Origin of the sequence: Achromobacter sp. NFACC18-2 (genome assembly GCF_900108985.1) — a bacterium.
Lineage (GTDB): Bacteria > Pseudomonadota > Gammaproteobacteria > Burkholderiales > Burkholderiaceae_B > Achromobacter.
In genome coordinates this window covers 71996-84302 of the sequence record NZ_FNYM01000021.1, presented here as the reverse complement: position 1 = coordinate 84302, position 12307 = coordinate 71996, and the positions used below count along the sequence as shown (strand labels likewise).

Annotated in this window: 12 protein-coding genes; 3 read left to right on the top strand and 9 right to left on the bottom strand. The window is 64.0% G+C overall.

What is annotated here, in order from left to right; all coding sequences use genetic code 11:
- Window position 1: 1 nt before the first annotated feature.
- Window positions 2-829, top strand: a complete 828-nt coding sequence (gene icmH / locus BMW75_RS25795; protein WP_092582409.1) for a type IVB secretion system protein IcmH/DotU — start codon at window positions 2-4, stop codon at window positions 827-829.
- A 164-nt stretch (window positions 830-993) separates the two neighbouring features.
- The gene (locus tag BMW75_RS25790; protein WP_254792131.1) at window positions 994-1536 is read left to right on the top strand and encodes a PIN domain-containing protein; all 543 of its coding nucleotides are present in this window, start codon (window positions 994-996) and stop codon (window positions 1534-1536) included.
- Window positions 1537-1608: 72 nt separating this feature from the next.
- Here BMW75_RS25790 and BMW75_RS25785 read toward each other — a convergent pair whose 3' ends face one another.
- From BMW75_RS25785 to rpsO, 6 genes are all read right to left on the bottom strand, one after another.
- Window positions 1609-3114 carry a tripartite tricarboxylate transporter permease gene (locus tag BMW75_RS25785; protein WP_076519154.1) on the bottom strand — a complete coding sequence of 502 codons (1506 nt, stop codon included), beginning with the start codon at window positions 3112-3114 and terminating at the stop codon, window positions 1609-1611.
- Between the two features lie 9 nt (window positions 3115-3123).
- Window positions 3124-3546, bottom strand: a complete 423-nt coding sequence (locus BMW75_RS25780) for a tripartite tricarboxylate transporter TctB family protein (protein WP_092582408.1) — start codon at window positions 3544-3546, stop codon at window positions 3124-3126.
- Between the two features lie 569 nt (window positions 3547-4115).
- On the bottom strand, window positions 4116-5333 hold the full coding sequence (locus BMW75_RS25775) for a threonine ammonia-lyase (RefSeq protein ID WP_076519152.1): 1218 nt from the start codon (window positions 5331-5333) through the stop codon (window positions 4116-4118).
- A 13-nt stretch (window positions 5334-5346) separates the two neighbouring features.
- Window positions 5347-6069 (bottom strand): hypothetical protein, encoded by a 723-nt coding sequence (locus BMW75_RS25770; RefSeq protein WP_092582407.1) that lies wholly within the window; start codon window positions 6067-6069, stop codon window positions 5347-5349.
- Window positions 6070-6275: 206 nt separating this feature from the next.
- The gene (gene pnp / locus BMW75_RS25765; protein WP_092582406.1) at window positions 6276-8438 is read right to left on the bottom strand and encodes a polyribonucleotide nucleotidyltransferase; all 2163 of its coding nucleotides are present in this window, start codon (window positions 8436-8438) and stop codon (window positions 6276-6278) included.
- A gap of 90 nt (window positions 8439-8528) precedes the next feature.
- A complete protein-coding gene (rpsO, locus tag BMW75_RS25760; RefSeq protein WP_006223612.1) occupies window positions 8529-8798 on the bottom strand; it encodes a 30S ribosomal protein S15 in 270 nt (89 codons plus the stop codon).
- A gap of 315 nt (window positions 8799-9113) precedes the next feature.
- Here rpsO and BMW75_RS25755 point away from each other — a divergent pair, with 315 nt between their 5' ends.
- Complete coding sequence (locus tag BMW75_RS25755; protein ID WP_076519149.1) at window positions 9114-9632, top strand: hypothetical protein; 519 nt, start codon at window positions 9114-9116, stop codon at window positions 9630-9632.
- Window positions 9633-9752: 120 nt separating this feature from the next.
- Here BMW75_RS25755 and pssA read toward each other — a convergent pair whose 3' ends face one another.
- From pssA to ilvN, 3 genes are all read right to left on the bottom strand, one after another.
- A complete protein-coding gene (gene pssA / locus BMW75_RS25750) occupies window positions 9753-10526 on the bottom strand; it encodes a CDP-diacylglycerol--serine O-phosphatidyltransferase (RefSeq protein ID WP_076519148.1) in 774 nt (257 codons plus the stop codon).
- A 188-nt stretch (window positions 10527-10714) separates the two neighbouring features.
- Window positions 10715-11731, bottom strand: a complete 1017-nt coding sequence (gene ilvC, locus BMW75_RS25745) for a ketol-acid reductoisomerase (RefSeq protein WP_076519147.1) — start codon at window positions 11729-11731, stop codon at window positions 10715-10717.
- A 74-nt stretch (window positions 11732-11805) separates the two neighbouring features.
- On the bottom strand, window positions 11806-12297 hold the full coding sequence (gene ilvN, locus BMW75_RS25740; protein ID WP_006223608.1) for an acetolactate synthase small subunit: 492 nt from the start codon (window positions 12295-12297) through the stop codon (window positions 11806-11808).
- Window positions 12298-12307 lie beyond the last annotated feature (10 nt).

The window sequence follows — 12307 nt, the reverse complement described above, 5'->3', positions numbered from 1 at the left end:
CATGAAACCCATCGATAATGCCCATTCCGGTCCTGGCGGATTTTTGCGCACCAGTCCCGTCGCGGTGATCGACCAGAAAGGAATAATCGCGTTCGACACCATCGAGAATATCGACCGCGACGCCGATCTGGGATTCCAGCTTCGCGGACACGGCTACAACCCCCTGGTGGACGGGGCGCTGCCATTGTTCGGACTGGTCATCCGCCTGCGCAAGCTTGACGCCTACGAAGGCATCGAACAGTTGTACGGCGCCGTGCGCGACCAGATTTCCGCGCTGGACGGAGAAATCCGCCAGCACGGCTACGACAGCGCCACGCAGCTCGCCTATCGCTATGCGCTGTGCACCTTTATCGACGAGGCGGTCATGGGCACGCCGTGGGGCGCGCATTCGCGCTGGGCCGAGCGGTCGCTGCTCAGCGTGAATCACAACGAAACCTGGGGCGGGGAAAAGTTCTTCACGGTGCTTTCGCGCATGATGATGGACCCGGCCAAATACCGCGACGTGCTGGAATTCAAATACCTGTGCCTGTGCCTGGGATTCAAAGGCAAATACGGCATGCAACATAATCAGGTCGAAGCGCTCCAGTCGATTATTACCAAACTGCACCGGGAGCTGCGGGCGATGCGGGGAGAAACGCCGGAGGCCCTGACCGACGCACAGGAAAACATCGTGTCCAGCCGTTATCGCGTGGGCCGGCTGTGGCCGTGGTGGACGCCATGGATGGGCGCGCTGGCGGTGTTGGTGGTCGTCTATGCGGTTTTCGCGACCAGCCTGCACGGCACGAGCGAGCTGGTGCTAAAGGCGCTGGACGAAATACTCAAAAAGTGACGTCCGCGGCGGCAAGGCGCCGAAAAAAACACTATTCTTCTGCCTTGCCCTCAATTCAAGCCCGGCCCGGCCGCCCGCGCGCCTTGCCCAAGCCGGTGACAGATCACATCTTGACCTCCCCCCCTTCCTCCCCGCCGTTCATCGTCCTGGACGCCTGCGTCCTCATGTCTGGAATCCTGCGCCGGCTGTTGCTGCGGCTGGCCGACGCCGGGGTGTTCCAGCCGGTCTGGACCGAACGCATCGGCGAGGAATGGCGCCGCAATGCCTGCCGCATCTGGGACATTCCGCCAGAGGTGATGGCCGAATTCTGGGCCGACATGAATGCGCGGTTTCCGGGGGCCATGGAAACCGACACGCAGGTCTATGAGGCGTCGCTGCGCTACAGCGACCCCAAGGACTTCCATGTGATCGCGGCGGGACTGGCGCGGCGCGCGCGTTGCGGGCTGCCTCAGACGCCGACGGTGCAGGTCCTGACCTGGAACCTGAAGGATTTCAACCGGTCGGAGCTGCGCCGTCAGGGTTTGGACGTCTACAACCCGGACCGGATGCTGGTGCAGTGGTGGCACGCGGGGTCCGCGAACATGCAGGACGCCATCGCCATGATCCCGGCCGATTATGTGGCGCTGGGCCGCGAGCCCGAGCCGTTGACCGCCACCCTGCACCGCGAGCGCCTGTACGGCCTGAAGAACCTGGTGGCCCGGCAGTAAAAAAAGGGGCCTGGCCAGCTTGCGCCAAACCAGACCCGGAGCCAACCAATAGCCGGAAAGTCAGTCAGTCGGTCAGTCGACCTCGACGAAGGCTTCCTCGCGTTTCTTGCGCAGCGCGGGCAACGCGACCAGCACCAGCAGAATGACGGCCAAGCCAAGCAGCGTCGCCGACAGCGGCCGCGTGACGAAGGTGGAGAACTCGCCGCGCGACAGCAGCAGCGCCCGGCGGAAGTTCTCTTCCATCATCGGACCCAGCACCAGGCCAAGCAGCAGCGGCGCGCCTTCGCAGCCCAGCTTGCTCCAGACGTAGCCCACGATGCCGAAGATGGCGAACATGAAGATGTCGAACGCGTTGTAGTTCAGTGAATACACGCCGATCGTGCAGAACACCAGGATCGCGGGGAACAGCATGCGATAAGGCACGCGCAGCAGTTTCACCCAGATGCCGATCAGGGGCAGGTTCAGCACCACCAGCATCAGGTTGCCGATCCACATCGAGGCGATCAGGCCCCAGAAGAGCTCGGGGTGGCTGGACATGACCTGCGGCCCCGGCTGGATGTTGTGGATGGTCATCGCGCCCACCATCAGCGCCATCACCGCATTGCCCGGGATGCCCAGGGTCAGCAGCGGGATGAACGAGGTCTGCGCGCCCGCGTTGTTGGCGGACTCGGGACCCGCCAGCCCGGCGGGATGGCCCTTGCCGAAACGCTCCGGTTCCTTCGAGAGCTTCTTTTCCATCGTGTAGGACGCGAAGGCCGACAGCACCGACCCGCCGCCGGGCAGGATGCCCAGGGCCGAGCCCAGCGCGGTGCCGCGCACGATGGCCGGCGCGGCCTCGCGGAATTCCTGGCGGCTGGGATACAGCGAGCCGACCTTGTCGGTGATCTCGACCCGGTTCTCCTTGAGTTCCAGGTTGCTCATGATTTCCGACAGGCCGAACACGCCCATGGCCACGATGGCAAAATCGATGCCGTCCTGCAGTTCCGGGATGCTGAAGTCATAGCGCGCGACGCCCGAGTTGACGTCGGTGCCCACCATGCCCAGCAAGAGGCCCAGCAGGATCATGCAGATGGCCTTGGGCAGCGAGCCCGAGGCCAGCACCACGGCGCCGATCAGGCCCAGGGCCATCAGCGAGAAGTACTCGGCCGGGCCGAACGCGAACGCCACTTCGGCCAGCGGCGGCGCGAAGGCCGCGATCAGCACGGTGGCCACGCTACCCGCAAAGAACGAACCGATGGCGGCCAGCGATAACGCGGCGCCGGCGCGGCCGTTGCGGGCCATCTGGTGCCCGTCCAGCACGGTCACCACCGCCGAGGTCTCGCCCGGCAGGTTCACCAGGATGGCCGTGGTCGATCCGCCGTATTGGGTGCCGTAATAGATGCCGGCCAGCATGATGAGGCCCGCGGTGGGCGGCAGCACATAGGTGATGGGCAGCAGCATGGCGATGGTGGGCACCGGGCCCAGGCCCGGCAGCACGCCGACCAGCGTGCCCAGCAGGCAGCCGATGAAGGCGTAAGTCAGGTTTTCCGGCGTGAAAGCGACCGAAAACCCCAGCATCAGGTTCTGAAGCAGTTCCATGTCCGGTCCTTAATTGGTGAACACGCTGGGCCACAGCGGAAAGATCAGTCCCAACCCGCGAATGAACGCAAGGTAGGAAAACGCCACGAGGAACAGGCCGTTGGCGACGGCGACCTTCCAGTTGAATTCGTGGCTGGCGACGCTGCTGATGACGACCAGCATGAAGACCGAGAGATACAGCCCCAGATAGCGCAGCGCAAAGCCATAGAGAAAGACCGAGCCGACCACCAGGAAGAGGATGCGGAAGTCGTAGCGGCTGATCGTGGTGGTCTCGGCGCGCGGCGACAAGGCGCTCATCAGCACCGTCGCGCCCATCAGCGCCAGCACGATGCCCAGCCAGAACGGAAAGTAGCCCGGCCCCATGCGGGCGGCGCTGCCCATGGAGTACTGGGTCGCCTGCACGGCAAAGGCTCCCCCCAAAACAATGAACATCACACCGGACCAGAAATCCTGTCGGTTTTTTATCAAGCTGCTGTCTCCCTTAACTGCCGCGCGGGGCGGATCGATGTCTGCCAAGGCGCGTATTTCTCATCCAACGCAACCGCCCGGAAGCGGCGGCAACGTCATGAACGCCGGATGGTAAATCGTGGAACGACACAGTTCCTATCCGTACCAACCATGATTTTGTTGGGGATATTCCCGAGACCATGGACCGGACGCACGGGGGACGAATGGTGCTTGCGCAAGGGTGGTTTCACACCACAACCGGCCGGGAGAACGCGCGGATTCTACGGGTTTCACAAATTCAGGAAAGTTCCCTGTTTTGCCAAAATAATTTTGGCTGAAACATTAAGATGCATTTTCCCTTTCCACAGCCGCCTGCCCGAGCGGTCTTGCCAAGCGCATGCATCGCGCGCGGACAAGCCGCAATGGGGTGTCTCGACGCGCAAAAAAATTCAGCCGGCAGGCGCTCGATTGCGCATGCCGACTGGCGGACAGATTGACAGGCGGGTTAAAGCAATTTGAAAGCTTCATGCCGGCGCCTGGCGCCGGCGGACCGATCAATGATCGTGATTGCTGGCGGCAAAGCCCGCCGCATTCAGGATGTCGATCACTTCCTGGATGTGCTCGGGACCGCGTGTCTGAAGCACGAAGTCGACCTCGACATTGCGCACCGGCAAGGAGGTGAACGCGCGCTGGTGATGGACCTCGGTGATGTTGGCCTGGGCATCGGCGATGAGCTTGGTGGCATGGGCCAACGCCCCCGGCAGATCGCGCAGGTCGACGCGAATGCGGGCCAGGCGGCCGGCGCGCACCATGCCCCGCTCGATGAGTTCGCCCAGCATCAGCGGATCGATATTGCCGCCGGTCAGGACCAGCCCGATGCGCTTGCCCTTGTAGCGGTCGCTGCCTTCTTCCTGGGCGCGCAGCAGCGCCGCCAGGCCGGCGGCCCCCGCCCCTTCGACGACGGTCTTTTCGATTTCCAGCAGCACCACGATGGCGTGTTCGATGTCCGCCTCGCTGACCAGTTCGATGCGATCGACCAGCCGCTGCACGATGGGCAGCGTCAGGTCGCCGGGCGACTTGACGGCGATGCCCTCGGCGATGGTGTACTGCCCGGGCGGCATGGTCGTCCCCTTGACCGCCGCGTACATGGCGGGAAAGCGCTCGGTCTGGACGCCGACGATCTCGATGCCGGGCTTGACCGCCTTGGCGGCCGTGGCGATGCCCGAAATCAGGCCGCCCCCGCCGATGGCGATGACGAGGGTGTCGAGCGCCGGCTGGTCTTCCAGCATTTCCAGCGCAACCGTTCCCTGCCCCGCGATCACGGCTTCGTCGTCGTAGGGATGGATCATGATGAGGCCGCGTTCGCGCGCCAGCTCGTAGCCGCGCGCCTTGGCGTCGTCAAAGGTGTCGCCCGCCAGGACGACTTCGGCGCCGAACCGCCGCGTGTTGGCGACCTTGACGGTCGGCGTGAAGCGCGGCATCACGATCACGGCGGGCACGCCCATGCGCTGCGCATGATAGGCCACGCCCTGCGCGTGGTTGCCGGCCGACACGGCGATCACGCCCTTGGCGCGCTCCTCGTCCGAGAGCGTGAGCATGCGGTTCAGCGCGCCCCGTTCCTTGAATGAAGCGGTGAACTGCAGATTCTCGAACTTCAGCCAGATTTCGGCGCCGAAGATGTCGGACAGCGTGCGCGACAGGGTAAATGGGGTCTTCAGCACCTGGCCGCGCAGGTTGTCGCGGGCGGTCTGGATGGAGGCGATATCGATCACGATGGAAATCCTGTTAACGCACAGGCAGGAAGTTGAATAGCAAGAGGCCCTGGGCGTAGTTGATGCCGATGCGCCGGGAGTTTTCGCCCAGCAGGTTGGCGATCAGGTCCAGCCGGCCGATGATGGCGCCGAACTCGCGCTCGAAGCTGAGATTGGTGGCGTCCGGAGAAATTTCATTGGCGAGCAGCAGCAATTCGCCCTGGTTGTTGCGGCGCGTGGCCAGGAGCCAGGCCGCCGCCTCGACGTTCCGTGCGGCATTGTAGACCCGCTGGCCATCCAGGGCGTCGGTGGCGTAGAGGCGCGTCTTGCCGTTGTGGGCGGCGATGATGGTGTCCGCCAGGCCGTAGATGAAGGCGCCGACCCGGTCGCCCGAATAGTTGGGATCCAGCGCCACCGCCAGGATCTGGACGTCGCGCAGCCCGGCGAGGTCGCTGGGCGGGACGCGGACTTCGATGGAATGCTTGACGCGGTTGACCGCGGCGGCCAGGTCCGGCACGCCGGTCTTGCGCCATTCGCGCGGATTGCGCCGGTACAGCTTGTCGAGCAGCGCATACAGGCTGGCGAGGTTGTCGCGCACTTCCAGCGTGACGGTGCGGTTGAAGTCCGTCTGCGCGAACTGGTCGGCGGACATGTCTTCGCCCTTGGGGCCGCGCTGGCCCGCCGTGGGCGTCATGCACCCGGTCAGCAGCGCTGCCAGCAGCGCCGCCGTGGCTGCGGTTATCGGCCACGCCGTCATGCCTTGCTCATCCGAATGCCCCCTTTTCGATGATGCGTCGAGCACGCGCCAGCGGCAAACGGGCGGCGCCTCTCTCGCGCAAGACTTTACCGTAAGCCAGGCGGACAGGGGAACCACGGCGCCGGGGACGCGTCCGCCTGGACGAGGGCGAAAAAAAACGGCGCCCGATCATCGCGGCGCCGTTCTTCAATCAGGATGCTGCAGGCTTATTCGGCTTGCGGTTCCGATTGGGGGGCAGCTTCGGGAGCGGCAGCGGGCTGCTGCTGCTCGATGCCGCCGATCGCCTTGATGGACAGGCGCAGGCGGCCCTTGTCGTCGGCCTCGATGACCTTGACGCGGACTTGCTGGCCGACCTTCAGCACATCGTTGATGTTCGCGATGCGGTAGTTGGCGATTTCGGAGATGTGCAGCAGGCCGTCGCGGCCCGGCAGCACTTGCACGATGGCGCCGAAGTCCAGCAGGCGCAGGACCGAGCCTTCGTAGATCTGGCCCACTTCGACGTCGGCGGTCAGTTCGACGATGCGGCGTTGGGCTTCCTTGGCCTGCGTTTCGTCGACGCTGGCGATCACGATCGTGCCGTCGTCGGAGATGTCGATCTGCGTGCCGGTCTCTTCGGTCAGCGCGCGGATGGTGGCGCCGCCCTTGCCGATCACGTCACGGATCTTCTCGGGGTTGATCTTGATGGTCAGCATGCGCGGCGCGAAAGCCGACAGCTCGCCGCGCGAACCGTCCAGGGCTTCCTTCATCTTGCCGAGGATGTGCAGACGGCCTTCGCGGGCCTGGTCCAGCGCAACCTGCATGATTTCCTTGGTGATGCCCTGGATCTTGATGTCCATCTGCAGTGCGGTGACGCCGTTTTCGGTGCCCGCAACCTTGAAGTCCATGTCGCCCAGGTGATCTTCGTCGCCCAGGATGTCCGTCAGCACGGCGAACTTGCCGCCGTCCAGGATCAGGCCCATGGCCACGCCGGCCACGTGATCCTTGACCGGCACGCCGGCGTCCATCATGGCGAGCGAGCCGCCGCAGACCGAGGCCATCGACGAGGAGCCGTTGGATTCGGTGATTTCCGACACGAGGCGGATCGTGTACTGGAAGTCTTCGGGCGCCGGCAGCAGCGGCACCAGCGAGCGCTTGGCGAGGCGGCCGTGGCCGATTTCGCGGCGCTTGGGCACACCGATGCGGCCCGTTTCGCCGGTGGCGAACGGAGGCATGTTGTAGTGCATCATGAAGCGGTCACGGTATTCGCCCATGAGCGCGTCGATGATCTGCTCGTCCTGCTTGGTGCCCAGCGTGGCCACGACCAGCGCCTGGGTTTCACCGCGGGTGAACAGGGCGCTGCCGTGCGCGCGGGGCAGCACGCCCAGGCGCACGCTGATCGGGCGCACCGTGCGGGTGTCGCGGCCGTCGATGCGCGGCTCGCCGTTCAGGATCTGGCCGCGGACGATGGCCGATTCCAGCGAGAACAGGATGTTGTCGACCGTGACGGCGTCCGGGGCGGATTCGCCCTTTTCCGCGGCAGCGGCGGCCAGCTTGGCCGACACGTCCGAGTAGACTTCGCGCAGCTTGGTGGTGCGAGCCTGCTTTTCGCGGATCTGGTAGGCGGCGTTCAGGCCGTCCTGAGCAGCGGCGGTGACCGCGGCGATCAGGGCCTCGTCCTTGGCGGGAGCTTGCCATTCCCAATCGGGCTTGCCAGCGTCCTTCACCAATTCGTGAATGGCGTTGATGACGGTCTGCATTTGCTGGTGGCCGTAGACCACGCCGCCCAGCATGACTTCTTCGGACAGCTGGTCAGCTTCCGATTCCACCATCAGCACGGCGTTTTCGGTACCGGCGACAACCAGGTTCAGCTTGGACGACTTCAGGTCCGAGGCGGTCGGGTTGATGGTGTACTGACCATTGATGTAACCCACGCGCGCGGCGCCGATCGGGCCGTTGAACGGGATGCCCGAGATGGCCAGCGCGGCGGAGGCGCCGATCATGGCGGGGATGTCGGGATCGATTTCAGGATTGACCGACAGCGTGTGGAGGACCACCTGGACTTCGTTGTAGAAGTCTTCGGGGAACAGCGGACGCAGGGGACGGTCGATCAGGCGCGAGGTCAGCGTTTCCTTTTCGGACGGCTTGCCTTCGCGCTTGAAGAACCCGCCCGGGATGCGGCCGGCGGCGTAGGTCTTTTCGATGTAGTCGACGGTCAGCGGGAAGAACGTCTGGCCCGGCTTGGCCTTCTTGGAAGCCACGACAGTGGCCAGGACGACGGTGTCCTCGATCGACACCACCACGGCGCCGGAGGCCTGGCGAGCGATCTCGCCAGTTTCCAGGACGACCGTGTGCTGGCCGTACTGGAACGATTTAGTCACTTTATTGAACATGACGATTATTCCTTACAAATGAAAAACCGTGGCCGCTGCGACATGCGTCGCACCGACCACGGTTGCGTCATGGGGAGCCAGCCCCGTCGATCACTTGCGCAGACCGAGTTTTTCGATCAGTGCGCGGTACGAATCGGGATTGCGGCCCTTGAGATAGTCGAGCAGCTTGCGGCGACGGCTGACCATACGCAGCAGACCGCGGCGCGAGTGATGGTCCTTCATGTGTTCTTTGAAGTGACCAGTCAGTTCGTTGATACGGGCGGTGAGCAGAGCCACCTGGACTTCGGGGGAGCCGGTATCGCCTTGAGCGCGTTGGAATTGCGCAACGATATCGGATTTCTTGATGTCAGCTACAGACATTGATGACCTCTTCGGACATGCGACAGGGCCGAGGCGCCCTGACGTGGTTTGGAAAAAATTTGCGCGAGCCAGGCTTGAATTCGCTTTCTCACTGCTGCCGTTGGCGGGATCGGGCGGCGCCTGTACATGGGGCTGTGCGCCATGTTGAGGGCGTCTGCGCTATCCCCCTGCGGCTGGCGCAAAGGATCTTGCAGAATCAATACATTTGATAAAGCTCGATGATTATAGCCGATTCGCTAGAATTACCCCAGCAAGGACACCGGCCCCGGCCCAGGGCCAACCCCGGGGCCGGGCGCACCCGACAGGAGCATGGACATGACTAGCTTTTACCGAACGGCCCGCGTGGCCCTGGCGTCGATCTCTCTGGCCGGGCTGGCCGCCTGCGCAAACATGGCCCAGGTTCCGCCCGGCACGCCGCTCTCGCAGGTGCAGGCGCAATTCGGCGCGCCCAACTTCGAATGTCCGCAGGCGGGCGGCGGACGGCGGGTGATCTGGACGCAGCAACCGATGGGCCAGTACGCCTGGGGCGCAAACGTCGCCCCGGACGGGCGCGTCGACCGCGTGCTGCCGCTTTTGACCGACGCGCACTTCAAGGTGCTGGAAACGGGAGATTGGGGGCCGGAACGGGTCCGATGCGAATTCGGGCCGCCGGCCCGCATCGACCTGGTGGGCCTGGGCGAAAAGCGCGAAGTCGTCTGGTCGTACCGCTATAAAGAAAACAGCGTGTGGAATTCGCTGATGTACGTGTACATGAGCCGCGACGGCAGCAAGGTGACGCACTTTCACCCCGGCCCCGATCCCATGTACGACGCCGACCGCTTCAACTGGTGGTAAATGCCGGCAGGCCCTGCGGCCTGCCCGGCCTGCCCGCCACCCAAACGAAAAACCCGCCAATCCGGAAATTGGCGGGTTTTGCTTTGCGCATGCCTGTCAGCTCATCAGGCCGCCAGGCAATCAGGACGAGTGGCCCCGGCGCTCCTGCTGCAGGCGGCGCACCTTGTTCCAGCGCCATGCCCACGTGACCCAGCCCGACAGGCCATAGAGCACGAACAGGCCGAAGAGGACCACCGGAGGATCGCTGGACACGAACACGAACACCGCGACGACGAGCAGGATGCCCCAGAACGGCACGCTGCGGCCCAGCGCGAAGCTCTTGCCGCTGAAGAACGGCGCGTTCGACACCATCGTGATGCCCGCGTACATGGTGAGCGTAAAGGCCACCCAGGCCATCAGGCTGTCATGGATGGGCAACTTGTTGTCGACGGCCAGCCAGACGAAGCCCGCCACCAGCGCCGCGGCGGCCGGGCTGGGCAACCCCTGGAAGAATCGCTTGTCGACCACGGCGATATTGGTATTGAAGCGCGCCAGTCGCAGCGCGGCGCCGGAGACGTAGACGAACGCCGCCAACCAACCCCAGCGGCCCAGGTCGTTCAGGATCCATTCGTACATGACGAGCGCGGGCGCCACGCCAAAGGACGTCATGTCCGACAGCGAGTCGTATTGCTCGCCGAACGCGGACTGCGTATTGGTCAGGCGGGCCACCCGGCCGTCCATGCCATCCAGGACCATGGCGACGAAAATGGCGATGGCGGCGACTTCGAAGCGGTCGTTCATGGCCTGCACAACGGCATAGAACCCGGCGAACAAAGCGGCGGTGGTGAACGCGTTCGGGAGCAGGTAGATGCTCCGGTGGCGGTTCTCGGAATCGCGCATGGAAAAATTGGGCATGGTCTCAATAACTTACAACGGACTTTGAAAGGTTAACCTATCTGGCACGGCTTGCGGGACCGCAGCAAGCCTCGTGCCTGCCGGAAATGGGGGCCTGCGACGCAAACGGCCAAAAAAAACGGCATGCCCGTGCAGGCATGCCGCTTCGGTCCAGGCCGGCGGGGCCGCGCCCCGCCCGCCCAGGCGGATCAGTTCTTGGACTTGTCCACCAGCTTGTTGGCGGCGATCCAGGGCATCATGGCGCGCAGCTTGCCGCCCACCTGCTCGATCTGCGATTCCGCGTTGATGCGGCGGCGCGAGGTCAGCGTCGGGGCGCCGGCGGCGTTTTCCAGGATGAACTTCTTGGCGTATTCGCCGGTCTGGATGTCCGTCAGGCACTGGCGCATGGCCTTGCGGGTTTCTTCCGTGACGATCTTGGGGCCCGTTTCGTATTCGCCGAATTCGGCGTTGTTCGAAATCGAGTAGTTCATGTTGGCGATGCCGCCTTCATAGATCAGGTCGACGATCAGCTTGAGCTCGTGCAGGCACTCGAAGTAGGCCATTTCGGGCGCATAGCCGGCTTCCACCAGCGTGTCGAAACCAGCCTTGATCAGTTCGACGGTACCGCCGCACAGCACGGCCTGTTCGCCAAACAGGTCGGTTTCGGTTTCTTCGCGGAAGTTGGTTTCAATGATGCCGGCACGGCCACCGCCGTTGGCGCTGGCGTACGACAGGGCCACGTCGCGCGCGGCGCCCGACTTGTCCTGGTACACGGCCACCAGGTGGGGCACGCCGCCGCCCTGCTTGTACGTGTTGCGCACCGTGTGGCCCGGGGCCTTGGGGGCGATCATGATGACGTCGATGTCTTCGCGCGGCACGACCTGGCCGTAGTGGACGTTGAAGCCGTGGGCGAACGCCAGGGCGGCGCCGGCCTTGATGTTGCCGTGGACTTCCTTGTTGTAGACCGAGGCGATGTTTTCGTCGGGCAGCAGCATCATGACGATGTCGGCCGACTTGACGGCGTCCGCGACTTCCTTGACTTCCAGGCCGGCGTTGGCGGCCTTGTTCCACGAGGCGCCGCCCTTGCGCAGGCCGACGACGACCTTCACGCCCGACTCATGCAGGTTCAGCGCATGCGCGTGGCCTTGCGAGCCGTAGCCAATGATGGCGACGGTCTTGCCTTTGATGAGGGACAGATCGCAGTCTTTGTCGTAGAAAACTTTCATGGTGTGCTCCAGATTCCAGTATTTGGATATTCGTTTGATTCAGATGTAGGGGGTGGCCGCGCCTGGCAGGCCGGTCAAATCTTCAAGATCCGTTCACCGCGTCCGATGCCGGACACGCCGGTGCGCACGGTTTCAAGGATGGCACTGCGGTCCAGGGCCTCGAGGAAGGCCTGTACTTTTTCCTGCACCCCGGTCAATTCGATGGTGTAGGACTTGTCGGTGACGTCGATGATGCGGCCGCGGAAGATATCCGCCATGCGCTTCATTTCCTCGCGTTCCTTGCCCACGGCGCGCACCTTCACGAGCATCAGCTCGCGCTCGATGTGGGCGCCTTCGGTCAGGTCCACCACCTTCACGACATCGACCAGGCGGTTCAGGTGCTTGGTGATCTGTTCGATGACCTCGTCCGAACCGGTCGTGACGATGGTCATGCGCGACAGCGTGGAATCCTCGGTGGGCGCCACGGTCAGGGTTTCGATGTTGTAGCCCCGTGCCGAAAACAGGCCCACCACGCGCGACAGCGCGCCGGGTTCGTTTTCGAGGAGGACGGAAATCACGTGCTTCATTGCGGGGCCT